Below are 21,404 nucleotides of genomic sequence, written 5' to 3' on the forward strand. Positions count from 1 at the left end.
ACCGGGGCGAGGCAGTTGGTGGTGCAGGAGGCGTTGGAGACCACCAGGTCGGCGGCGGTCAGGGTGTCGTGGTTGACCCCGTAGACGATGGTCTTGTCGGCGTTGTCGCAGGGCGCGCTGACCAGGACGCGCTTGGCGCCGGCCGTCAGGTGGGCGCTGGCCTTGTCCTTGGAGGTGAAGATGCCGGTGCACTCGAAGGCGATGTCGACACCGAGTTCCCGGTGCGGCAGTTCGGCCGGGTCGCGCACGGCGGTGACCTTGATCCTGCCGCGCCCGACATCGATCGTGTCGCCGTCCACCTTGACCTCGCCGGCGAAGCGGCCATGGACGCTGTCATAGCGGAACAGGTGGGCGTTGGTCTCCACCGGGCCCAGGTCGTTGATGGCGACGACCTCGATGTCGGTCCGCCCATGCTCGACCAGGGAGCGCAGGATATTGCGGCCGATCCGGCCGAATCCGTTGATGGCGACACGCACAGTCATGAATCGGTCTCCGAACCTTTAACTTCGCTGGTTGGCGGCGGTTTTTTAGGTCCGGGGCGGGGAAGTCAACCCTGACGATCACGGTTTCGGGAGCGACAGGCTCCCGCCCGCCGAATCCTGCGGTCAGCCCGCGACGACCTGCACCTTCCCGGCGGCCTCCACCGCCCGGGTGCGGGCGGTCTCGACATCGTCGGCGCGGGCCAGGGCCACCCCCATCCGGCGGCGCTCGAAGGCCTCCGGCTTGCCGAAGAGGCGAAGATCCGCCCCCGGGACGGACAGGGCCTCGGCCACCCCCTCGAAGGTGACGCCGCGGGCTTCCATCCCGCCGTAGATCACGGCGCTGGCTCCGGTCTCACGCAGTCCGGCGTCCACCGGCAGGCCGAGGATGGCCCGGGCGTGAAGGGCGAACTCACTCTGGACCTGGGTGGCCAGTGTGACCAGGCCCGTATCGTGCGGCCGCGGGCTGACCTCGGAGAACCAGACCTCGTCGCCCTTCACGAAGAGCTCCACGCCGAAGACGCCAAGGCCCCCGAGGTCGGCGGTCACGGCGCCGGCGATCTCCCGCGCCCGGGCGAGGGCGGCGGAGGACATGGCCTGGGGCTGCCAGCTCTCCACATAGTCGCCCTTGACCTGGCGGTGGCCGATGGGAGCGCAGAAGTCGGTGCGCACCGCCCCGTCGGCGCCGAGGCTGCGGACGGTGAGCTGGGTGATCTCGAAGTCGAAGTCGACCCGGCCCTCGACGATGACCCGGGGCTGCTCGACCCGGCCGCCCTCAAGGGCGTAGCGCCAGGCGGCGGCGATCCCTTCCGGCCCCTCGACGAAGGACTGGCCCTTGCCGGAGGAGCTCATCACCGGCTTCACGAAGCAGGGAAAGCCCGTGACCTTCGCCGCCGCCTCAGCCAGCTCGGACTCGGAGCTGGCGAAGGCGTAGGACGAGGTGGGCAGGCCGAGGGTCTCGGCGGCCAGTCGGCGGATGCCCTCGCGGTTCATGGTCAGCTGGGCGGCCCGGGCGGTGGGGATGACGGCGGCGAGGCCCTCGGCCTCGATCCGCACCAGCTCGTCCGTGGCGATGGCCTCGATCTCGGGGACGATGAGGTCCGGGCGCTCGGCCTCCACCAGGGCGCGCAGGGCGGCCGCGTCGGTCATGGCCAGGACGTGGCTGCGGTGGGCGACCTGCATGGCCGGGGCGTCCGCGTAGCGGTCGGCGGCGATGACCTCGCACCCCAGGCGCTGCAGTTCGATCACCACCTCCTTGCCGAGCTCGCCCGATCCCAGCAGCAGGACCCGGACGGCGGAGGGCGACAGGGGCGTGCCGAACCGACGGGCGGGGGCCACGGCTCAGCCCAGCTTCTGGCGGACGGCGTCCGCCACCGCCCGCGCCGTGATGCCGAAGCCCTCATAGAGACGCTCAGCGGGCGCCGAGGCCCCGAAGCCCTCCATGCCGACGAAGACGCCGCCCGCGCCGATGAACCGGTCCCAGCCCATGCGCACGCCCGCCTCGACCGCGGCCTTCACCTCGGTCTCGCCGATGACGGCGGCCTTGTAGCGGTCGGTCTGCGCCTCGAAGAGCTCCCAGCAGGGGGTGGACACCACGCGGGTCCCTATGCCGTCAGCCTCGAGCAGGTCGCGGGCGGCCAGGGCCACGGCCACCTCTGTGCCGGAGGCGAAAAGGGTGACCCGGGCGGGCGATCCGGCGGCGGCCAGCTGGTAGGCGCCGTGGGCCGACAGGTTCTCGCCCGAGGCGGTGGTGCGCACGGCGGGGGTCTTCTGCCGGGACAGGGCCATGACAGACGGCGTGGTCTTCGCCGAGACGGCCAGCTTCCAGCACTCCGCGGTCTCCACGGCGTCGGCCGGGCGGAAGACAAGCAGGTTGGGCATGGCCCGGAGCGAGGCCACGTGCTCGACCGGCTGGTGGGTGGGGCCGTCCTCGCCGACGCCGATGGAGTCGTGCGTCATCACATGGACGACCCTGGCCCCCATCAGGGCGCCCAGGCGGATGGCGGGGCGCGAGTAATCCGAGAAGACCAGGAAGGTGCCCGAGAAGGGGATCACGCCGCCATGCAGGGCCATGCCGTTCATGGCCGCCGCCATGCCGTGTTCGCGCACGCCCCAGTGGACGTAGCGGCCCGAATAGTCGGGGACGTCGAAGGCGGGCGTACCCTTGACGAAGGTGTTGTTCGAGCCGGTCAGGTCAGCCGAGCCGCCGATCATCTCGGGGATGGCCGGGAAGAGGTGGTCGAGGGCCGAGCCGGAGTGCTGGCGGGTGGCCGCCGCAGGCTTGGCGTCCACCGCCGCGGCGATGTGGGCGTCGAGGGCCTCGAAGGCGCCGGCCGGAATCTCGCCGGAAATGGCGCGCTGGAAGTCGGCGGCCTTCGCCGAAGCTGCAAGGCGGGCCTGCCAGGCCTTGCGGGTGCGACCGCCCCGGCGGCCGGCCCGGCGCCAGGCCTTCACGAGGTCGTCGGGCAGCTCGAAGGGCGGCAGGTCCCAGCCCATGGCCTTGCGGGACTCGGCGATCTCGGGATCGAACAGGGTGTAGCCGTGGCTATGGGGGTCGCCCTCCTTGGGTCCGGCGCCCTTCGAGATCTTGGTGCGGCAGGCGATCAGGGTCGGGCGGTCCTGCTTGGTCGCCCAGCGCAGGGCGGCGGCGATCTTGCCGTGGTCGTGGCCGTCCACGGCCTTCACGGCCCAGCCATAGGCCTTGAAGCGGGCCAGCTGGTCGCCGGTCTCGGCGATGGTCGCCTCGCCGTCGATGGTGGTGTTGTTGTCGTCGAACAGGACGGTCAGCCGGTTCAGCCGGAACCGGCCGGCGATGGAGGCGGCCTCATGGCTGACGCCCTCCATCAGGCAGCCGTCGCCGGCGATCACCCAGGTGCGGTGATCCACCAGGTCCTCGCCGAAGCGGGCGGCCAGGTGGCGCTCGGCCATGGCCATGCCGACGGCGGTGGCGAGGCCCTGGCCGAGGGGGCCTGTGGTGGTCTCCACCCCCGGCGTATGGCCGTATTCCGGGTGCCCGGGCGTGTTGGAGCCCCACTGCCGGAAGTTGCGGATCTGGTCCATGGTCACGGCCTTGAAGCCGGTCAGGTGCAGGAGCGCGTAGATCAGCATCGAGCCGTGGCCGGCCGACAGGACAAAGCGGTCGCGATCCGCCCAGTCGGGGCGAGACGCGTCATACTTCAGGAACCTGGTCCAGAGGACGGTGGCCACGTCGGCCATGCCCATCGGCATGCCCTGGTGGCCTGATTTCGCCTTGTGCACCGCATCCATGGAAAGGACGCGGATGGCGTCGGCCATTTTCACGGGCGAGACAGGCATGGCGGGAATCCGGTTTTCGGCTGGGGCCCTCCGGCCTCGCACAGGGGACCGGAAGGGTCAAGAAAGGTAAGTGTTCCGGCGCCGCGGCGGATAGCGCTATAGAAGGGCGGCAACCTCCGGAGTCCCGCATGACCCAGGACGAATCCGCCCTCGACCAGGCCGCCCGGCGGCTTGACCGCGCCCTGTCCCTGCTCGAACAGGAGCTGGCTGGGCGCCGGGCCGGCGGAGAGGGCGAACTGTTTGATCCGGCCCGCAACAGCCTCGCCGCGGAGCTCGAGCAGAGCCGCCAGCGCGAACGCGACCTTAAGGCCGCCGGCGCCGAGGCCTCCCGCGCCCTCGGTCAGGCCATCGCCGAGATCGAGGCGGTGCTGGGCGCCGGCAGGGGAGACTGATCCATGGCCCAGGTGACCCTCAGCGTGAATGGCCGGCCCTACGTGGTCGGCTGCGAGGACGGCCAGGAGGCCCACCTCACGGAACTCGCCCGCCTGTTCGACGCCCAGGTCCGGCAAGTCTCCCAGGATGTCGGCCAACTGGGCGAGACCCGGCTCTTCCTGATGGCCGCCCTGCTTCTGGCCGACGAGCTTGCGGACCTGCGCGGCCGGCACGCCGGCCTGCAGTCCGAGCATGCGCGCCTGCAGGCTGAGGCCGGCGGGATCGAGAGCCGCGCCACCGCCGCCCTGGAGGCCGCCGCCCGCAGGATCGAAAAGCTGGCGGGGGCCTGAACCGCCTCGCGGGCCGTCCGCCTTGCCGCGAGGCCCCCCGAGGCCTAGATTGGTGGGTGGCGGGTCCTGCTGCGGCTCGCGTCGAAGGCGACTAATCCCAGCGACCTTAATTCACTCGAAGGGAGCTGTCCCTGTCCGGGTCCGTGGACCCGGGCACATGGCGCCCACCTGGTCATCCAGGTCGAGGGGATTGAACAGTCCTTCACGGTTCCCGCGGCGCCGCCACCTCTTTTCCCGGACACGCCTTGCCGTCCAACGACCCTGACCCAGACTCCCGACAGGACCTGCGAAGACGCCTCCGGCGCCGGCGAAGGGCCCTAGCGGTCGCCTCGCCGGATGCGGGCGAGGCTGCGGCCCGCCTTCTCCCCCCGGACAGCCTGCCCCCGGTCCGCACCTTCGCCGCCTATCTTCCGGCGGGCGGCGAGATCGATCCCGGCCCCCTTTCGGTGCGGCTACTGACCCTGGGCGCCGAGAGGCTCCTGCCGCGGGTGTCCGAGGACGGGCGGCTGAGATTCCTGGACGCCCCGCCAGAGGCGCCCCTCGCCCCCGACGCCGCCGGCGTCCCCGCCCCGCACCCGGACCGTCCCGAGCGACGCCCCGACCTCGTCATCACCCCCCTTGTCGGCTTCGACCGTTTCGGCGGCCGCCTGGGGCAGGGGGGCGGGCACTATGATCGCGCCCTGGAGGGCCTGCGCCGCGCAGGTCCTGTCTTCGTGCTCGGCCTGGCCTATGCAGGCCAGGAGGTGGACAGGCTGGACCTGGAGCCCCACGATCAGAAACTTGACGCGGTCCTCACAGAGGCCGGATACCGCCGCCTCCCGGAAGCCTGAAGGAAGAGCATGCGTTTCGCCTTTTTCGGAGACGTGGTCGGCAAGTCGGGCCGGGACGGCCTGGCCGACCACCTGCCCGGCCTCCGCCGTCGCCTCGACCTCGAGTTCGTGATCGTCAACGCCGAGAACGCCGCGGCGGGATTCGGCATCACCGAACGCACCGCCCGGGACCTGTTCGACGCCGGCGCCGACTGCCTGACCCTGGGCAATCACGCCTGGGACCAGAAGGAGGCCCTGACCTACATCGTCCGGGAGCCCCGGCTGATCCGGCCGCTGAACTATCCGGTGCTGGCCGACGCCCCGGGCCTGGGCGCCAACCTGTTCGAGACCTCCGGCGGGCGCCGGATCCTGGTGATCAACCTTCTGGGCCGCGTCCACATGGACAGCCTGGACGATCCCTTCGCCGCCGTGGACCGCGAGCTGGAGAAGGCGCCCCTGGGCATGGTGGCCGACGCCGTCGTGGTCGACATGCACGCCGAGGTCACCTCCGAGAAGATGGCCATGGGCCATTTCTGCGACGGGCGCGCCAGCCTGGTCGTTGGCACCCACACCCACGTGCCCACCGCCGACGCCCAGATCCTCCCCGGCGGCACCGCCTACCAGACCGATGCAGGCGCCTGCGCTGACTATGACAGCGTCATCGGGAACATGAAGGAGGAGCCGCTCCGCCGGTTCACCACCCGGATCTCCGGCGGCCGCTTCAGGCCGGCGGAGGGCCCGGCGACGGTCTGCGGGGTCTTTGTCGAAACCGACGACGCCACGGGCCTGGCCCGACGGATCGCGCCGATCCGGATCGGCGGCCGCCTGACCGAGACCATCCCGGACCTTAGCCCGGCCGTCGCCTGAAGAACCACCCCGCTCCGGGCGGAGGGGGCTGTCGGGCCTTGAGCCGGGACTCGAGCTCCGGCAGGGTGAGGCCTGCGCCGGGCGTTGTCTCCAGAAGGGTGAAACGCCGGGCCGCCGCCAGGCCCTGCTCATCCGCCGTGACCCGGCCGTCAAAGTTCCGGTCCGCGCCGCGGACAGGCTGGGGCTCATCCAGAAGGCCAAACGAGGAGGCTCCATCCAGGCCACGGGCCCTCGGCGCCGGAGCGGAAGCCCCGTTCTGGTCAGGGCGGAAGGCCGCGGATTGGGGCAGGATCTCAGGCGCCACCTGGTTTTCGTAGGTCGTATTCTCGAATCCGTCGACGCGGCCGTCCCGATCGGCGTCTAGCCGGGCGTGGAACCGGAGCCCGTCGGCGGTGAATTCCTTGACGTTCAAGATGCCGTTCCGGTCCGCGTCGGCGGCGGAGAACCAGTCGGCGAGCCCCGCCGCAGACCGGAAGGGTTCGCCAAAGGGACTGATGAAGAGACCATCCCCTGACGGGGGCGGGGCGGCCTGAAGCGGCCCGGTTGTCGCCAGGAGCAGACCTGCGCAGCCGAGGCTGGCGAGGCGGCCGGGCGGGAAGAAACGATTCATCATGCAGACTCCGCAGAGAACGTCAGCACAGACCGGCCAGTCTGCGGCGTCAATCGGGCGGCGCGCGAATTCCGCTGCCTGGGGTGACGGGGCTTGTCATCCCACCCCGGGGTCCCTCATGCTTCCCCGGTCGCCTCGCGTCCGCGCACCGGGGCGGTGCAGAGGAGGCATGTGATGCTGCATTTTCTGATTCGCGCCGCCTTCGCCGCCTTCGGTCTCGCCATCGCCGCCCGTTTGGTGGACGGAATCACCTACGACGCGCCCCTGACGCTCGTACTGGCGGCCCTGCTCCTGGGCGTGGTGAACGCCCTCCTTCGACCCTTGCTGATCCTTCTGACCCTTCCGCTGACTGTCCTCAGCTTCGGGCTCTTCCTCCTGGTCATCAACGCAGGGATGATCCTCCTGGTTTCGCGCCTTCTTCCGGGCTTCGAGGTGCAGGGCTTCACGCCGGCCTTCCTTGCGGCCCTGATCACCGGGATCACCAGCTGGGCGGCGCACATGCTGCTCGGCGACCTCAGGCGGCTCACCGCCCGGAACGGCTGAAACCCCGGCCAAGAAAAAGGGGGGCGGAGCCGCCGGCTCCGCCCCCCTGGACTTTCGGGAAACGACCTGGATCAGAAGTCCATGTCGCCCATGCCGCCCATGCCGCCGGGCATGCCAGGAGCGCCGCCGGCGCCGCCCTTCTTGGGGGCCTCGACGATAGCGGCTTCCGTGGTGATCAGCAGGCCGGCCACCGAGGCGGCGTCCTGCAGGGCGGTGCGGACCACCTTGGCCGGGTCGATGACGCCGGCCTTGACCATGTCCACGTACTCTTCGGTCTGGGCGTTGAAGCCGAAGGTGGGCGAGCTGTTCTCGAGCACCTTGCCGACCACGATCGAGCCTTCGACGCCGGCGTTCTCGGAGATCTGCCGGATCGGGGCCTGGAGGGCGCGACGCACGATGGCGACGCCGGCCTCCTGGTCGTCATTGTCACCCTTGAGGCCGTCGAGGGCCTTGGAGGCCTTCAGCAGGGCCACGCCGCCGCCGGGGACGATGCCTTCCTCGACCGCCGCGCGGGTGGCGTTGAGGGCGTCGTCGACGCGGTCCTTCTTTTCCTTCACCTCGACCTCGGTCGAGCCGCCGACGCGGATCACGGCGACGCCGCCGGCCAGCTTGGCCAGCCGCTCCTGCAGCTTTTCCTTGTCGTAGTCCGAGGTGGTGTCCTCGATCTGGCGCTTGATCTGGCCGATGCGGGCCTCGATGCCGTCCTTGGCGCCGGCGCCGTCGACGATGGTGGTGTCGTCCTTGGTGATGGACACCTTCTTGGCGCGGCCCAGCATGTCGAGGGTCACGTTCTCAAGCTTGATGCCGAGGTCCTCGGAGATCAGCTCGCCGCCGGTCAGGATGGCGATGTCCTCCAGCATGGCCTTGCGGCGATCGCCGAAGCCGGGCGCCTTGACCGCTGCGACCCGCAGGCCGCCGCGCAGCTTGTTGACCACCAGGGTGGCCAGGGCCTCGCCCTCGACGTCCTCGGCGATGATCAGCAGGGGACGGCCGGACTGCACCACGGCCTCGAGGACCGGCAGCAGGGGCTGGAGGGAGGTGAGCTTCTTCTCGAAGAGCAGGATGAGGGGCTCGTCGAGTTCAGCCTCCATCTTGTCGGCGTTGGTGATGAAGTAGGGCGACAGGTAGCCGCGGTCGAACTGCATGCCCTCGACGACGTCGAGTTCCGTCTCGGCGGTCTTGGCCTCCTCGACGGTGATGACACCTTCGTTGCCGACCTTGTCCATGGCCTTGGCGATCATCTCGCCGACCTCGGTGTCGCCGTTGGCGGAGATGGTGCCGACCTGGGCGATCTCGGCGTTGGTGGTGACCTTGCGCGAGGACTCGCGGATGGACTCGACCACCTTGGCCACGGCCTTGTCGACGCCGCGCTTCAGGTCCATCGGGTTCATGCCCGCGGCGACCGACTTCATGCCTTCGACCACGATGGCCTGGGCCAGGACGGTGGCGGTGGTGGTGCCGTCGCCGGCCTTGTCGTTGGTCTTGGAGGCGACCTCACGGATCAGCTGGGCGCCGAGGTTCTCGAAGCGGTCAGCCAGCTCGATTTCCTTGGCGACGGACACGCCGTCCTTGGTGGAGCGCGGAGCCCCGAAGGACTTCTCGATCACGACATTGCGGCCCTTGGGGCCGAGGGTCACCTTCACGGCGTTGGCGAGGGTGTTGACGCCGCGCAGCATCCTGTCGCGGGCGTCCGAACCAAAATAGACGTCTTTAGCAGCCATTGGCCTACTCTTTCGGAAAGGGATTATTGGGTGTGGAAAGCCGTCGGGGGATCTATTCGATCACGCCCAGGACATCGCTTTCCTTCATGATCAGGAGGTCAGCGCCGTCGATCTTGACTTCGGTGCCGGACCACTTGCCGAACAGGATCCGGTCGCCCTTCTTGAGGTCGAGGGGCTGGACCTTGCCGGATTCGTCGCGGGCGCCGGGGCCGACGGCGATGACCTCGCCCTCCTGGGGCTTTTCCTTGGCGGTGTCGGGGATGATGATCCCGCCCTTGGTCTTCTGTTCTTCTTCGACGCGCTTCACGAGGACGCGGTCACCGAGGGGACGAAACGCCATATCTTTGTCTCTCCGTTCAGGACGAGTGTTTTGAGATCATCCGGGCTGGGGCCTCGTTGGCAGCCGCCGCACCCGAGTGCTAACGCGTGGCGGAGGTAGGGTCGGCGACAGGCTGAGTCAAGCGCCCTGAACCAGGAAAGCCGCTGACAGTTCAGGTTGGACCCTCGGCCTCGCCGCAGATATGGTCGCGCCGTTCTGTGACGCCATAACAAGGAAACGCCCATGCGCCGAGCCCCTGTGATCTCCGCCATTTCGGCTCTCGCCCTCGCCCTGCCCGCCGCCGCAGAGACCTGGGTATCCTATACCGAACCGACCGATCGGGGACTGCAGTGGTCGTTGGACTCCGCCTATTCCTACCGCGATGCGGCCTCCGGCCGCGTCGTGGTGCTGACCGCCATCGGCAAGGTGGGGGCCAATCCCCGCATGGGCCCCTCAGGCCCCGGCGCTGCGGATGGCGTGGGTTTCGTCTACGCCCTCGACTGCAAGGCCAACACCCTGATCTCCATGGGCGGCTATTCGCCGAAGAAGCCGCTTGAAATCTCCGGTGAATGGCGAAGTGCGGCGCCAAAGAAGGCGGACGGAGCGGACGACGCGGCCCTGATGCGCCGGGCGTGCGCGGCCGCAGACTCTCTGCCCTCAAGGTAAGCTCGGGCCCCGGAGCCGACAGGGGCGGCGGAACCTAGCGCATGCCGACGGGAACCCTTTCCGCGTCGCGCTCGGCCCGGATCTTCATCTGCAGGTCGCCATACCGGGCCAGCTCCATCCGGGCGATGGTGCGATTGTGAACCTCGTCCGGACCGTCTGCGAGACGCAGGGTCCGCTGGCCGGCATAGGCCTTGGCCAGGCCGAAATCGCTGGTCACGCCGCCGCCGCCATGGGCCTGGATGGCGTCGTCGATGACCTTTATGGCCATGTTCGGCGCCTGGACCTTGATCATGGCGATCTCCATCCGGGCGACCTTGTTCCCGGCCTTGTCCATCATGTCCGCCGCCTTCAGGCAGAGCAGGCGGGTCATCTCGATGTCGATCCGGGCGCGGGCGATGCGCTCCTCCCAGACGGAGTGCTCGGAGATGTACTTGCCGAAGGCCTTCCGGGTCATCAGCCGGCGGCACATCTTCTCCAGGGCGACCTCGGCCGCGCCGATGGTGCGCATGCAGTGATGGATCCGGCCGGGCCCAAGGCGGGCCTGGCTGATCTCGAAACCCCGGCCCTCGCCCAACACCAGGGACTCCTCCACCGGGACCCGGACATTCTCGAGCAGCACCTCGGCGTGGCCATGAGGAGCGTCGTCGTAGCCGAACACCGGCAGCATGCGCAGGACCTTGATCCCGGGCGTGTCCAGGGGGACCAGGACCTGGGATTGCTGAGCGTGAAGGGCGGCCTCGGTGTTGGTCTTGCCCATGACAATGGCGACCTTGCAACGCGGGTCACCTACCCCGGAAGACCACCACTTGCGGCCATTGATCACATAGTCGTCCCCGTCCCGGTCGATGCGGGTCTCGATGTTGGTGGCGTCCGAGGAGGCCACCAGGGGCTCGGTCATCAGGAAGGCCGAGCGGATCTCGCCGCGCATCAACGGGACCAGCCAGCGGTCCTTCTGCTCGCGCGTGCCGAAGCGGTTCAGCACCTCCATGTTGCCCGTATCCGGCGCCGAGCAGTTGAAGACCTCGGACGCAAAGCTGACCCGCCCCATGATCTCGGCGATCGGGGCGTACTCCAGGTTCGACAGCTGCACGCCCTCGAAGACGAAGGTGTCGTCCACGTGGGGGTGGCCGGAGTCCGGCGGCATGAACATGTTCCACAGCCCGGCGGCGCGGGCCTTGGCCTTCAACTCCTCGACGACGGGAATGACCTTCCAGGGATCCCCCTCGGCCTGCTGGGCCTCATACAGGGGAACGGCGGGGTGGACGTGCTCGTCCATGAACCTGCTGACACGGCGGATGAGTTCCTTCTGCCTGGGGGAGTACTCGAAATCCATGGCGAGGCCTTTCCTGGAAGCACTGTCGTCCCTGCGGCACCGTCCGACCCGGGACGACGTTCGTCCTTGATCAGGCTCAAGACAGGCTGGCCATCTCCCCCTTGGGCAGGCAGCATGGGGCATGATCCCGGACTGGCCCCACCGCAGCCTCAGCAACGCCTTCGTGACCCTGGAGCCTCTCTCCGAGGCCCACCGCGAACCCCTCAGGGCCGCCTGCGCAGCAGATCCGTGGATCTGGGAAGCCCAGTACTCTCTGAGCCTCCTGGACGAGCAATTCGACCGGTTCTGGACCCGAAAGCGCGTCGCGGACGCCGAGTCCGGGACAAGCCGGCACTTCGCCGTCATGACCGGCGGCCGTTGCGTCGGGATCACCGCCTTCCTGAAGATCGACCCGGCCAACGCCGCTCTGGAGATCGGACTGACCTACTATGCGCCGGAAGCCCGGGGCGGGCCGGTCAACCCGTCCGCCAAGCGACTGCTGCTCGCCGAAGCCTTCGACATCGGCTTCGGCCGGGTCCAGTTTCACGTCGATGAGATCAATGCGAGGTCGCGGGCGGCGGTCCTGAAACTCGGCGCCCGCTTCGAAGGCGTCCAGAGATGGGACCGCGTTGTCTGGACAGGCCGCAGGCGCAGCACCGCCGTCTACTCGATCATCGCGCCCGAATGGCCCGCCGTCCGGGAGGCGCTGGACCAGCGCATCGCCACCTTCACTGGCTGACGGCGGAGCCCGTCGTCAGCGGACCGGCGCAGTCCGGGTCGGGCTTTCGGCGAAGAACACCTTGTCGGCGTTCTCGGCCACTTCCCGGGCTGTGTAGGGCCGGCCTGGCTGGAACCCCTCGGTCTCCAGCATCTTGATCTCCCGGACACCCCTGGAGGACACGCCCAGCACCTTGCCGGTATGGTCGGCGGCCAGGTCAGAGACCATGTAGAGCACGCCCGGGGCGACGTTCTCCGGCAGGCTCAACGGATCCGGTTCACGGCCCGCCCGACCGGGAAGATCCGACGTCATCCGGGTATAGGCCCCCGGCGCAAGGCCCATAACGCGGATGCCGTACTTGCGCCCCTCGATGGCCAGGACGCGCATGAAGCCGTAGATGCCGGCCTTGGCGGCGCCGTAGTTGGACTGGCCGAAGTTGCCGTAGAGACCGGAGGTCGAGCTGGTCATGACGATGGTTCCCGGCCGGCCGTTGTCCTTGAGCCATTTCCAGACCGGCATGGTGCAGCAGTAAGTCCCCTTCAGGTGGACCTTGACCACCAGGTCCCAGTCGGCCTCGGAGGTGTTGGCGAAGGTCTTGTCGCGTAGAATCCCCGCATTGCAGACCAGGATGTCGACCTGGCCGAAGGCGTCCAGCGCCGTCTTCAGGATGTTCTCGCCGCCTTCCATGGTCGAGACGTCGTCGCCGTTGGCCACCGCCCGCCCGCCTTCCGCCAGGATGTCGTTGACCACCTTCTGCGCCGCACTGACCGACCCGTCGCCCGAGCCGTCGCGGGCGCCCCCCAGGTCATTGACGACGACGGCTGCGCCTTCCCGGGCGAACAGCCGGGCGTAAGCCTCACCCAAACCGCCGCCCGCTCCGGTGATGATCGCCACCTTTCCGTCGAGAAGTCCCACGGTGCGCTCCCTCCGTCTTTTCTTCTGGAAGGACATCTTCCGGCCGGTCCGGCGAGGAGTCGAGTCCGGCGCCGCGCTCACTTCCGACTTCCCTCGCCGGCGACGGGCTGATGAGCCGGGGAGCGATCGCATGGTCGGTCTTCGAGGGCGCCCGGAACCCTTATGTGATCCTGGTCAACATCTACATCGTCTCGCCCTAGGTGGCGGGGGTCATGGTGGGAGACCCCGTCTGCGGACAGGCGGTGATCTCACAGTGGAGCCAGTATGCGGGCTGGATCATCCTGGCCACGGCGCCCTTCCTCGGCGCCTCCTTAAATCAGCTTGGACCGCGCAAGGCATGGCTCGCCCTGGTGATGGCAGGGATGATCCCGATGATGGTCGCCCTCTGGTGGGCCAAGCCGGACGGAATGAACGCCATCCTCATCTACGCCTGCGTCTACGCCGTCGGCGTCATGAAGTGGCGGGCCCCGGAAATGCTGGTTTATGGTATCCCCCTTGGCGGCGGGCCTGATCGGCCTGGGATATGTGCGCGGCGGCGGTCGGACCCTCGGAGCCTGACGAACCACCCCGGCAACCGGGCCGCCCGGGCGGGATTTACCGGCCGTTAAGGCCTATGGGCCAATGGTAGCTGGAAGTGCGCGGGGAAGCCGAAAGGCTCAGCCGGGGCGTGGGGACTCCCGCCCTCCCGTGTCGCGGGAGAACAGAATGTCCAGGTTACTCGCCAAGGTCCTCCGCGAGGAGGCCTCCGCGCCGGTCGTCGAATACGGGCTCGTAGCAGCCCTGATTGCGGCTGTGCTGCTGACTGCGGCGAGCCTTGCACCCTCACTGCAGCCCACGCCCGACTCCCCGCCGGCCCTGCGAGCCGCGCCCCGCTGACCTGCAGCCGGGGCTTCAGGTCGTCCTGACGCCCGTTGCGGCCCGCGCCGGATTCGCCCAAATGGCCTGAGTGGCCCGAAACGGGCGGATTGGGAGAGCGGACAATGCCTGAAGCCCGAACCCCGGACTCCTCCGGTGCGCCTGCGCCCGTCACCGCCCTCTGCGAGGAGGCCCTGGAGGCCTGGCGACAGACCGCATCCGCCCTGGAGCTGGGCCTTGCGGGGCCGGAATTCCGGGCCCGCGCAGGGCAGGTGGTTCTGGTTCCCGGGCCCGACGGATCGCCGGCGAGGGTCATCCTTGGACTAGGGCCTCATCCCGGAGACGTGAGCGCCTTCCGGACCCTCGCGGGCCGTCTGCCGGCAGGAGCCTTCTCGCTTCAGGGCGCCCCCGGCGGACTGGACCCCACCGACGCCGCCCTCGCCTTTGCCTTGGGTCTCTACCGGTTCGAGCGCTACAAGCGACGGGATGCTGCGCCCCCCAGGCTGGTCGTCCCCGGCGCCGACGAAGCCAGTGTGACAAGCATCGCTTCCGCATGCGCCCTGGCCAGGGACCTCATCAACACGCCCGCGAACGACCTTGGCCCGGCGGAACTGGAAGCCGCCGCGCGTGATCTCGCCGGCCGCTTCGGCGCCCGGATCGACGTGATCGTCGGCGAGGCGCTTCTCGCGAAGGGGTATCCCGCAGTCCATGCGGTGGGCCGCGCCGCCGCGCCCGGGCGGGAGCCGCGAATGATCGAGATCACCTGGGGCGAGGCGGATGCGCCGGTGGTGGCCCTGGTGGGGAAGGGAGTTGTCTTCGATACCGGCGGCCTGGACATCAAGCCGTCGGCAGGCATGCGGCTGATGAAGAAGGACATGGGCGGCGCCGCCCATGTTCTGGCCCTCGGGGCGATGGTGATGGAGGCCGGTCTGCCGGTCCGGCTGTCGATCCTCGTCCCTGCAGTCGAGAACGCGATCGGCGGCGACGCCATGCGACCGGGAGATGTGCTGGCCACGCGGAAGGGACTAAGCGTCGAGGTCGGCAACACGGACGCCGAGGGTCGGTTGATCCTGGCCGACGCCCTGACCCGGGCGACAGAGCTTCGTCCGGACCTGACCCTTGACCTCGCCACGCTGACCGGCGCCGCCCGGGTCGCCCTGGGCCCCCAGCTGCCCCCCTTCTTCACGGATGACGAGGCCCTGGCCTCTGCGATCGAGTCTGGCGCCCGCAAGGCGCAAGATCCGGTCTGGCGCCTCCCTCTGTGGAAGGGCTACCTGCCATCTCTGGATTCAGAGATCGCAGACCTCAAGAACGACCCCGACGCCTGGGCCCAGGCCGGGGCCATGACCGCCGCCCTGTTCCTGCAGAAGTTCGCGCCTTCCGGGGCCTGGGCCCATTTCGACATTTTCGCCTGGAACCCCCGGGGCCAGCCGGGATCACCCTCAGGCGGTGAGGCGCAGGCCATCCGCGCCCTGTTCGCCATGCTGAAGGCCCGCTACACGTGAACGGAGATCCCCGGCTGACCCTGGCGCGGGCGGACCTCGCCGACGCCGCCCTCGAGGGCAGGCGGGCGGCCTCCCGTTACGCAAGGCCGCAGCGCATGCAGGCGGTGGTCCCCTCAGCGGCGATCAGGCGGGAACCGACCCAGGGATCCGAGCAGATCGACCAGCTGCTGCTCGGAGAGCGGTTCGACATCCTTGAGACCAGAGACGGCTACGCCTGGGGGCAGGCCGTCCGGGATGGTTATGTGGGGTACGTCGCCTTCGGCGCCCTTGCGCCGGAGGGCCCCGCCCCCACCCACAGGGTCGGCGTGATCCTGACCTACGGCTTCGAGGCGCCCAGCATCAAGTCCCGGCCGTCGGGGCCGATCTCGCTGAACAGCCTGGTCACCATTACGGCCCGGGAGGGCGCCCTCTGTCTGTCCGACGCGGGCCTCTGGATTCCTGCGGCGCACCTGTCCCCGATCGGAGAGCCGTCAGAAGACCCGGCGGGTCTTGCCGAGGCGCTCATCGGAGCCGCTTACCTCTGGGGCGGGCGGGAAGGATGCGGCCTGGACTGTTCCGGGCTGGTTCAACAGGTCCTTCTGGCCTGCGGACGGGCCTGCCCCAGGGATTCCGACCTTCAGCAGGGCCTGGGCGCACCGGTCCCGGAAACGGCCCTCACGCGGGGCGATCTGGTCTTCTGGCGGGGACATGTGGCGATGATGACCGACGACAGGCATATCGTGCACGCCAACGCGCATCACATGGCTGTGGTGAAGGAGCCTCTGGCGGAGGCCCGGACCCGGATCGCAGGCGCCGGGGGCGGCGATATCCTGGCGTTCCGGCGGCCGTCGGCGCGCCTGCGCCCCGGAGGATGACCCAGTCCGGACCGGAAAGATATCAGGCGGCGGGCGCAGGCGCGCCCGCGGCCGGTGCTGCAGCACCCTCTGCGGCCGGCGCGGCGCCTTCGGCCGGCGCTTCCGCAGGGGCGGCGGCGGCCGGGTTCGGCGCCGGCAGGGGCAATGTGGCGCCCTGCGCACGCAGATAGGCGATGATGTTCACGCGGTCTTCGGACTTCTTCAGGCCGACGAAGGACATCTTGGTGCCCGGAATGTACTTCTGGGGCGCGCGAAGGTACTCGTAGAGGTGCAGGTCGTCCCAGACCGGCTGCTTTGCGCCAAACTCCACCATGGCCGTCGAATAGGCGTATCCGGCATGGCCGCCGGGCTTGTGCCCGACAATGCCCCAGAGGTTGGGACCGATGCCGTTTGCGCCGCCCTCGGCGACATTGTGGCAGGATTGACACTTGGCGAAGACCGCCTGGCCCGCCTGGATGTCCGCCACCGGAAGCACGGTTCCGAAATCGGGCATGACTTCCTCGGCCGCCGCCTCTCCGCCACCTTCGACGGTGGCCTCGATGACATATCCGGGTTTCTCGGGAGCCTCGACATTGAAGAGGACAATGCCGACTTCCCGGAGCCCGACGATCGCCAGAGCGGTCGCGAGCCCGGCGCCTGCGATCTTATTGAAGGTCAGATTGCTCATCGTCCCGAAACCGATTTCTCAGGGACCGAAGCCCCGTCACCCAAATCCGAAGGCCGGGTCCCGGCCCCGCAGGACCGGAGATTCCCGACCCCTTATTGCGTTCGCGTCTCTTACACGCTACCGGCGCTCGCGCAACCGGGCAGATGGACCCGGGCAAAGGTTCATGACCCCGATCCTCCTCATCCCCGCACGCATGGCCGCCACGAGACTGCCCGGAAAGCCCCTGGCGGACATCGACGGCGTCCCGATGATCGTGCGGGTCCTGCGCCAGGCCGAAGCGGCGCAGGTCGGACCCGTGGCCGTGGCCGCCGGCGATGCGGAGATCGTCGAGGCCGTCCAGGCTGCGGGTGGAAGGGCGGTCCTGACCGACCCGGACCTCGCCTCGGGGTCGGATCGCATTCTCGCCGCCCTTGAGGACCTTGACCCTTCGGGCCGGTTTGACGTGGTGATCAACCTTCAGGGCGATATCCCCTTCATCGCACCGGAGGCCATCCGCGCCTGCGCCGGGCTTCTTGATCATCGCCCGGAGGCGGACATCTCGACGGTCATGGTCGCAGAGGCGGATCCTGCAGACCGGACAAACCCGGACATGCCCAAGGTGGTGGCGGCGATGGACCCGAAGGGCCGGGCTGGCCGCGCCCTCTATTTCACCCGCTCGGTCCTTTACGGCGACGGTCCGGTCTGGATTCACCACGGAATCTACGGCTATCGCAGGGCGGCGCTGGAGCGATTCACCGCCGCCCCGCCCTCGCCTCTCGAGCAGCGCGAGCGGCTGGAGCAGCTTCGGGCGCTGGAGCTGGGCATGACGATCTGGTCGGCCGTACTGGACGAGGCGCCGATCTCGGTGGACAACCCCGCGGACCTGGAGCGCGCCCGCGCCCACGCCCGCAGAATCGGAGGTCGGGCATGAACCGAAACCGGATCGCCTTTCAGGGTGAGCTGGGGGCCAACAGCCATGAGGCCTGCCAGGCCGCCTTCCCGGATATGGACCCCGTGCCCTGCGCCACCTTCGAGGACGCCTTCGAGGCGGTCCGATCGGGGGACTGTCAGCTGGGCATGATCCCGGTGGAGAACTCCATCGCCGGGCGGGTGGCGGACGTCCACCACCTCCTGCCATCTTCCGGCTTGCGGATCATCGGCGAGCACTTCAAACCCATTCACTTCCAGCTGATGGCCAATCCAGGGGTGCGGATAGAGGACCTGAAGTCCGTCGCCTCGATGCCGTTCGCCCTCGCCCAGTGCCGAGGCGTCATCACGCGCCTGGGCCTGACGCGCGAGTCGGTCAGCGACACCGCCCTGGCGGCCCGCCGGCTCTCCGAGCACCCGGACCGGACCCAGGCGGCGATCGCCCCGGCCCTGGCGGCGCGGCTCTATGGCCTCGAGATCCTGGAGAGGGATATCGAGGACACCCACAACAACACCACCCGCTTCCTGATCATGACCGCCGACGCCAACGCCCCGGCGCCTGCGGCCGGCGTGAAGTGCGTCACCAGCTTCGTCTTCCGCGTCCGGAACCTGCCGGCGGCTCTCTACAAGGCCCTCGGGGGCTTCGCCACGAATGGCGTCAACATGACCAAGCTCGAGAGCTACATGGAGAACGCCGCCTTCACCGCGACCTTCTTCTACTCCGAGATAGACGGCCGGCCGGAGGATGCTGCGGTCGCCCGGGCCTTCGAGGAACTGCAGTTCTTCTCGGAGCGGTTCGAGATCCTCGGGGTCTATCCGGCGGACCCCTACCGCGCCCAGGTCGCCTAGCCCGCCCGCCGGCGACGCGTGAGGGGGTCAACGGCGCCTGCCGCCTCAGGACTCCTCGGCCCAGGCCTTGATCAGCTGGTGGGCGATGGCCATGCCGCCGGGGGCGAAACTGCCCTTGATCTCGCCGGCGAGAAGCGCCCGCGCCTCGGCCCGGGTGTACCAGCGCACTTCGGAGAGCTCCGTCTGGTCAGGCCGGGCGTCGTCGCTGTCGACCTCCGCGATCAGGCCGATCATCAGCGAGTTGGGGAAGGGCCACGGCTGGGTGGAGTGATAGGTGACCGAGGTCGTCCGGAGCCCCGCCTCTTCGAAGAGTTCCCGCGCGCAGGCCTCCTCTATGCTCTCGCCTGGCTCCAGGAATCCCGCAAGCGCCGAGAACATGCCGGCGGGCCAGCCCTCCTGGCGGCCCAGCATGCAGCGGTCCCCGTGGACAGCCAGCATGATCACCACGGGATCGGTACGGGGAAAGTGTTCCGCGCCGCAGGCCGGGCACTCGCGCTTCCAGCCGCCCTCCACGACCTGGGTCGGCTCACCGCAGACGGAGCAGGCCCGATGCCGCCGCCGCCACTCGAACACGCCCTTGGCGGTGCCGACGATGGCGATCTCGCCGGGCGGCAGGCTGGACGCCAAGGTCCGGGCGTCCTCGAAGCGACCCATGCCCTGCAGGGGACCGTCGGTCGGATCCGCGGAGCCTTCGAGGTCGACGGCGAAAACCGCAGTGTCCTTCCACAGCCCCATGAACAGGAGTCGTTCCGGGCCGCCGGAAAGGTCTTCAACCAGGCGGGAAGGCAGGTAGGCGATCTGGGCTCCCCCTGAGGAGGAGCGCTCGACCAGGGCCCGACCGTTCCAGAGGACAAGTCCCAGAGACTGGTCCGAGGCGAGGCGCTCGGCCAGCCAGGCGACATCCTTCCGATGCTCGCTGGCGCGATCGAGGGGATTGCCCGCAAAGGTGTTCTGGAAGGCGTTCAGAGGCGTGGCTCGGGACATGAGTCGTCTTTTATCCCACAGGAGGTGATCTGCACACGCTTGCGTGCAGGCCTCCGGACCGCGATATAGGAGCTGGAGATCGGCGACGGGCGGACGCCTCGCCAACCCGGTCAGGTCCGGAAGGAAGCAGCCGTAACGAGTCCCGTTCCGGGTCGTTGTCCGATCTCCACCCAGCCCGCATGGCGACCATGGCCGACGAAGACCTCACGCCCGAACCCGAAGCGCCGGAGCGTGATCCCGACACTGCGGACATGTTCGGCGGTCCGGCGCCTTCGCAGACCCCCGCGCCGGCCCCGGTCCAGACCGGCGCCGCCTACACCGTCATCGCCCGCAAGTACCGCCCGCGGACCTTCGAGGACCTCTATGGCCAGGAGGCCATGGTCCGGACCCTGCGCAACGCCTTTGCGGCGGGACGCATCGCCCACGCCTTCATGCTTACGGGCGTCAGGGGGGTCGGAAAAACCACCACGGCCCGCCTGCTCGCCCGGGCCCTGAACTATCGCACCGACGCCGTCGACTCCCCCAGCCTGGATCTCTCCCTGGAGGGCCGGCACTGCCGCGCCATCATCGAGGGCCGGCACATGGACGTCCTGGAGCTGGACGCCGCCAGCCGGACCGGCGTGGGCGACATGCGCGACCTGCTCGATGGGGTGCGCTACGCCCCGGTGGAGGCCCGATACAAGGTCTACATCATCGACGAGGTGCACATGCTCTCGACGGGGGCGTTCAACGCCCTCCTGAAGACCCTCGAGGAGCCGCCGCCCCACGCCAAGTTCATCTTCGCCACCACCGAGATCCGCAAGGTTCCCGTCACCATCCTCTCCCGCTGCCAGAGGTTCGACCTGCGACGGGTGGAGCCCGAGGACATCATCCGCAACCTGCAGATGATCCTGGAGGCCGAGGGCGTGCGGGTGGACGCCGAGGGCCTGACACTCATCGCCCGGGCGGCCGAAGGCTCGGTGCGTGACGCCCAGTCCCTGCTGGACCAGGCCATCGTCCAGGCCGAGCCCGGGCAGACGGTCCCCGCCGCCCTGATCCGCGACATGCTGGGCCTGGCCGACCGGGCCGGGACCCTCGACCTCTTCGAACATGTCCTCAAGGGCGATCCGGGAGGCGCCGTCAGCGCCTTCCGCCACCTCTACGCCCTCGGCGCCGACCCCGCCCAGGTGGTCCTCGACCTCATGGAGCACGTCCACGGCGCCTCCGTCGCCCGGGCGGTGGGGCCCCAGGCCCTGACCCTGCCGAAAGACCAGGCCGCGCGACTGGCCGCTGCCGGCGCGGCGGTCTCCGCCCCTATCCTCGCCCGCCTCTGGCAGATGCTGCTCCGGGCCCACGAGGAGGTCGGGCGGGCGCCGGACCCTGCGGCGGCCACGGATATGGCCCTGATCCGCCTGGCCCACGCCGCGGACCTGCCCGGTCCGGAAGAGGCGCTCAAGCTCCTCAGGAACGGGGAGATCCCAGGCGGTGGAGGCGTCCCGGGCGGTGGCGGCTCAGGCGGCGCGGGACAGGGCGGCGCCGCACGCGCGCTTTCGCCCCAGACCTCTCCCCAGGCCTCCCCCCAGCTCGAGGCGCGCCAGGCGCCCACCCTGCAGACCTTCGAGGACCTGGTCGCCCGGATCGACGCCGAGCGGGACATCGCGCTGAAGCTGGATGTCGAACGCTTCGTCCGCCCGGTCAGCTTCCGGCCAGGCGTCCTGGAGTTCGAGCCCGCGCCCGGCGCCCCGGCCAATCTGGCCCAGCGCCTGGTGGGCCGCCTCAAGGCCTGGACCGGCCAGCCCTGGCTGGTGG

General features: G+C 69.3%; 24 protein-coding genes and 2 other RNA genes. 16 read left to right on the forward strand and 10 right to left on the reverse strand.

All coding sequences use genetic code 11. The features are described 5' to 3' along the window. From INE98_RS09465 to tkt, 3 genes are all read right to left on the reverse strand, one after another. On the reverse strand, nt 1-482 hold a 482-nt coding region (locus INE98_RS09465), incomplete at its 3' end, for a glyceraldehyde 3-phosphate dehydrogenase NAD-binding domain-containing protein (RefSeq protein ID WP_293538485.1). Between the two features lie 123 nt (nt 483-605). Beyond that, nucleotides 606-1,817 carry a formate-dependent phosphoribosylglycinamide formyltransferase gene (purT, locus tag INE98_RS09470; RefSeq protein WP_293538487.1) on the reverse strand — a complete coding sequence of 404 codons (1,212 nt, stop codon included), beginning with the start codon at nt 1,815-1,817 and terminating at the stop codon, nt 606-608. A gap of 3 nt (nt 1,818-1,820) precedes the next feature. Further along, entirely contained in the window at nt 1,821-3,794 is a 1,974-nt protein-coding gene (gene tkt, locus INE98_RS09475; protein WP_293538489.1) for a transketolase, read from the reverse strand. Between the two features lie 128 nt (nt 3,795-3,922). On the opposite strand from tkt, the gene INE98_RS09480 reads away from it, so the two are divergent. From INE98_RS09480 to INE98_RS09500, 5 genes are all read left to right on the forward strand, one after another. Continuing rightward, nucleotides 3,923-4,186: a DUF4164 family protein gene (locus tag INE98_RS09480; RefSeq protein ID WP_293538491.1), complete on the forward strand. Its 264-nt coding sequence runs from the start codon at nt 3,923-3,925 to the stop codon at nt 4,184-4,186. A 3-nt stretch (nt 4,187-4,189) separates the two neighbouring features. Beyond that, entirely contained in the window at nt 4,190-4,516 is a 327-nt protein-coding gene (locus INE98_RS09485) for a cell division protein ZapA (RefSeq protein ID WP_293538493.1), read from the forward strand. 63 nt (nt 4,517-4,579) lie between these two features. Next, nucleotides 4,580-4,740, forward strand: a non-coding RNA gene (ssrS, locus tag INE98_RS09490) — 6S RNA. A gap of 21 nt (nt 4,741-4,761) precedes the next feature. Next, a complete protein-coding gene (locus INE98_RS09495) occupies nt 4,762-5,346 on the forward strand; it encodes a 5-formyltetrahydrofolate cyclo-ligase (protein WP_293538495.1) in 585 nt (194 codons plus the stop codon). Between the two features lie 9 nt (nt 5,347-5,355). Further along, complete coding sequence (locus INE98_RS09500) at nt 5,356-6,192, forward strand: TIGR00282 family metallophosphoesterase (protein ID WP_293538497.1); 837 nt, start codon at nt 5,356-5,358, stop codon at nt 6,190-6,192. On the opposite strand, the gene INE98_RS09505 is transcribed toward INE98_RS09500, so the two are convergent. After that, on the reverse strand, nt 6,173-6,805 hold the full coding sequence (locus INE98_RS09505; protein WP_293538499.1) for a hypothetical protein: 633 nt from the start codon (nt 6,803-6,805) through the stop codon (nt 6,173-6,175). The genes INE98_RS09500 and INE98_RS09505 overlap by 20 nt on opposite strands. Before the next feature lie 171 nt (nt 6,806-6,976). On the opposite strand from INE98_RS09505, the gene INE98_RS09510 reads away from it, so the two are divergent. Next, entirely contained in the window at nt 6,977-7,345 is a 369-nt protein-coding gene (locus INE98_RS09510) for a phage holin family protein (RefSeq protein WP_293538501.1), read from the forward strand. A gap of 71 nt (nt 7,346-7,416) precedes the next feature. Here INE98_RS09510 and groL read toward each other — a convergent pair whose 3' ends face one another. Both groL and groES read right to left on the reverse strand, forming a co-directional pair. After that, the gene (gene groL, locus INE98_RS09515) at nt 7,417-9,066 is read right to left on the reverse strand and encodes a chaperonin GroEL (protein WP_293538503.1); all 1,650 of its coding nucleotides are present in this window, start codon (nt 9,064-9,066) and stop codon (nt 7,417-7,419) included. A gap of 52 nt (nt 9,067-9,118) precedes the next feature. Further along, a complete protein-coding gene (gene groES, locus INE98_RS09520; RefSeq protein ID WP_293538505.1) occupies nt 9,119-9,406 on the reverse strand; it encodes a co-chaperone GroES in 288 nt (95 codons plus the stop codon). Between the two features lie 222 nt (nt 9,407-9,628). On the opposite strand from groES, the gene INE98_RS09525 reads away from it, so the two are divergent. Continuing rightward, a complete protein-coding gene (locus tag INE98_RS09525) occupies nt 9,629-10,051 on the forward strand; it encodes a hypothetical protein (RefSeq protein WP_293538506.1) in 423 nt (140 codons plus the stop codon). A gap of 34 nt (nt 10,052-10,085) precedes the next feature. Here the strand turns inward: INE98_RS09525 and INE98_RS09530 are convergent, their stop codons facing one another. Next, on the reverse strand, nt 10,086-11,384 hold the full coding sequence (locus INE98_RS09530) for an acyl-CoA dehydrogenase family protein (RefSeq protein ID WP_293538508.1): 1,299 nt from the start codon (nt 11,382-11,384) through the stop codon (nt 10,086-10,088). Nucleotides 11,385-11,505: 121 nt separating this feature from the next. Here INE98_RS09530 and INE98_RS09535 point away from each other — a divergent pair, with 121 nt between their 5' ends. Continuing rightward, nucleotides 11,506-12,102 (forward strand): GNAT family protein, encoded by a 597-nt coding sequence (locus INE98_RS09535; RefSeq protein WP_293538510.1) that lies wholly within the window; start codon nt 11,506-11,508, stop codon nt 12,100-12,102. Nucleotides 12,103-12,117: 15 nt separating this feature from the next. Here the strand turns inward: INE98_RS09535 and INE98_RS09540 are convergent, their stop codons facing one another. Then, nucleotides 12,118-12,996, reverse strand: a complete 879-nt coding sequence (locus INE98_RS09540) for an SDR family NAD(P)-dependent oxidoreductase (protein WP_293538512.1) — start codon at nt 12,994-12,996, stop codon at nt 12,118-12,120. A 212-nt stretch (nt 12,997-13,208) separates the two neighbouring features. Between INE98_RS09540 and INE98_RS09545 the strand changes: the two genes are divergently transcribed. The 4 genes from INE98_RS09545 (at nt 13,209) to INE98_RS09560 (ending at nt 16,210) form a co-directional block, all read left to right on the forward strand. Continuing rightward, nucleotides 13,209-13,604, forward strand: coding sequence for a hypothetical protein (locus tag INE98_RS09545; RefSeq protein ID WP_293538514.1), 396 nt, complete (start codon nt 13,209-13,211; stop codon nt 13,602-13,604). Between the two features lie 97 nt (nt 13,605-13,701). Beyond that, complete coding sequence (locus tag INE98_RS09550; protein WP_293538516.1) at nt 13,702-13,872, forward strand: Flp family type IVb pilin; 171 nt, start codon at nt 13,702-13,704, stop codon at nt 13,870-13,872. Between the two features lie 104 nt (nt 13,873-13,976). Then, on the forward strand, nt 13,977-15,356 hold the full coding sequence (locus tag INE98_RS09555) for a M17 family metallopeptidase (RefSeq protein WP_293538518.1): 1,380 nt from the start codon (nt 13,977-13,979) through the stop codon (nt 15,354-15,356). After that, nucleotides 15,353-16,210, forward strand: a complete 858-nt coding sequence (locus tag INE98_RS09560) for an NlpC/P60 family protein (RefSeq protein WP_293538520.1) — start codon at nt 15,353-15,355, stop codon at nt 16,208-16,210. Before INE98_RS09555 ends, INE98_RS09560 begins: the two co-directional genes overlap by 4 nt. 22 nt (nt 16,211-16,232) lie before the next feature. On the opposite strand, the gene INE98_RS09565 is transcribed toward INE98_RS09560, so the two are convergent. Further along, a complete protein-coding gene (locus INE98_RS09565) occupies nt 16,233-16,877 on the reverse strand; it encodes a cytochrome c family protein (RefSeq protein WP_293538522.1) in 645 nt (214 codons plus the stop codon). A gap of 163 nt (nt 16,878-17,040) precedes the next feature. On the opposite strand from INE98_RS09565, the gene INE98_RS09570 reads away from it, so the two are divergent. Continuing rightward, entirely contained in the window at nt 17,041-17,787 is a 747-nt protein-coding gene (locus INE98_RS09570; RefSeq protein WP_293538524.1) for a 3-deoxy-manno-octulosonate cytidylyltransferase, read from the forward strand. Beyond that, entirely contained in the window at nt 17,784-18,632 is an 849-nt protein-coding gene (locus INE98_RS09575) for a prephenate dehydratase (RefSeq protein WP_293538526.1), read from the forward strand. Before INE98_RS09570 ends, INE98_RS09575 begins: the two co-directional genes overlap by 4 nt. 45 nt (nt 18,633-18,677) lie before the next feature. Here INE98_RS09575 and nudC read toward each other — a convergent pair whose 3' ends face one another. Further along, complete coding sequence (gene nudC / locus INE98_RS09580; protein ID WP_293538528.1) at nt 18,678-19,616, reverse strand: NAD(+) diphosphatase; 939 nt, start codon at nt 19,614-19,616, stop codon at nt 18,678-18,680. Between the two features lie 73 nt (nt 19,617-19,689). Between nudC and ffs the strand changes: the two genes are divergently transcribed. After that, nucleotides 19,690-19,788, forward strand: an RNA gene (gene ffs / locus INE98_RS09585) — signal recognition particle sRNA small type. Between the two features lie 16 nt (nt 19,789-19,804). After that, nucleotides 19,805-21,404, forward strand: a 1,600-nt coding sequence (locus INE98_RS09590) for a DNA polymerase III subunit gamma/tau (RefSeq protein ID WP_293538530.1), incomplete at its 3' end; no start/stop codon positions are given.

The sequence above is a fragment of the Phenylobacterium sp. genome (assembly GCF_020253645.1).
In the GTDB taxonomy this organism is placed as follows: domain Bacteria; phylum Pseudomonadota; class Alphaproteobacteria; order Caulobacterales; family Caulobacteraceae; genus Phenylobacterium.

What these genes read in the sequence shown, in the direction of transcription:
- tkt (WP_293538489.1), bottom strand. Translation starts at nt 3,794, where the DNA reads ATGCCTGTCTCGCCCGTGAAAATGGCCGACGCCATCCGCGTCCTTTCC.
- INE98_RS09480 (WP_293538491.1), top strand. Translation starts at nt 3,923, where the DNA reads ATGACCCAGGACGAATCCGCCCTCGACCAGGCCGCCCGGCGGCTTGAC.
- INE98_RS09485 (WP_293538493.1), top strand. Translation starts at nt 4,190, where the DNA reads ATGGCCCAGGTGACCCTCAGCGTGAATGGCCGGCCCTACGTGGTCGGC.
- INE98_RS09500 (WP_293538497.1), top strand. Translation starts at nt 5,356, where the DNA reads ATGCGTTTCGCCTTTTTCGGAGACGTGGTCGGCAAGTCGGGCCGGGAC.
- INE98_RS09505 (WP_293538499.1), bottom strand. Translation starts at nt 6,805, where the DNA reads ATGATGAATCGTTTCTTCCCGCCCGGCCGCCTCGCCAGCCTCGGCTGC.
- INE98_RS09510 (WP_293538501.1), top strand. Translation starts at nt 6,977, where the DNA reads ATGCTGCATTTTCTGATTCGCGCCGCCTTCGCCGCCTTCGGTCTCGCC.
- groL (WP_293538503.1), bottom strand. Translation starts at nt 9,066, where the DNA reads ATGGCTGCTAAAGACGTCTATTTTGGTTCGGACGCCCGCGACAGGATG.
- groES (WP_293538505.1), bottom strand. Translation starts at nt 9,406, where the DNA reads ATGGCGTTTCGTCCCCTCGGTGACCGCGTCCTCGTGAAGCGCGTCGAA.
- INE98_RS09525 (WP_293538506.1), top strand. Translation starts at nt 9,629, where the DNA reads ATGCGCCGAGCCCCTGTGATCTCCGCCATTTCGGCTCTCGCCCTCGCC.
- INE98_RS09530 (WP_293538508.1), bottom strand. Translation starts at nt 11,384, where the DNA reads ATGGATTTCGAGTACTCCCCCAGGCAGAAGGAACTCATCCGCCGTGTC.
- INE98_RS09535 (WP_293538510.1), top strand. Translation starts at nt 11,506, where the DNA reads ATGATCCCGGACTGGCCCCACCGCAGCCTCAGCAACGCCTTCGTGACC.
- INE98_RS09545 (WP_293538514.1), top strand. Translation starts at nt 13,209, where the DNA reads ATGGTGGGAGACCCCGTCTGCGGACAGGCGGTGATCTCACAGTGGAGC.
- INE98_RS09550 (WP_293538516.1), top strand. Translation starts at nt 13,702, where the DNA reads ATGTCCAGGTTACTCGCCAAGGTCCTCCGCGAGGAGGCCTCCGCGCCG.
- INE98_RS09555 (WP_293538518.1), top strand. Translation starts at nt 13,977, where the DNA reads ATGCCTGAAGCCCGAACCCCGGACTCCTCCGGTGCGCCTGCGCCCGTC.
- INE98_RS09565 (WP_293538522.1), bottom strand. Translation starts at nt 16,877, where the DNA reads ATGAGCAATCTGACCTTCAATAAGATCGCAGGCGCCGGGCTCGCGACC.
- INE98_RS09570 (WP_293538524.1), top strand. Translation starts at nt 17,041, where the DNA reads ATGACCCCGATCCTCCTCATCCCCGCACGCATGGCCGCCACGAGACTG.
- INE98_RS09575 (WP_293538526.1), top strand. Translation starts at nt 17,784, where the DNA reads ATGAACCGAAACCGGATCGCCTTTCAGGGTGAGCTGGGGGCCAACAGC.
- nudC (WP_293538528.1), bottom strand. Translation starts at nt 19,616, where the DNA reads ATGTCCCGAGCCACGCCTCTGAACGCCTTCCAGAACACCTTTGCGGGC.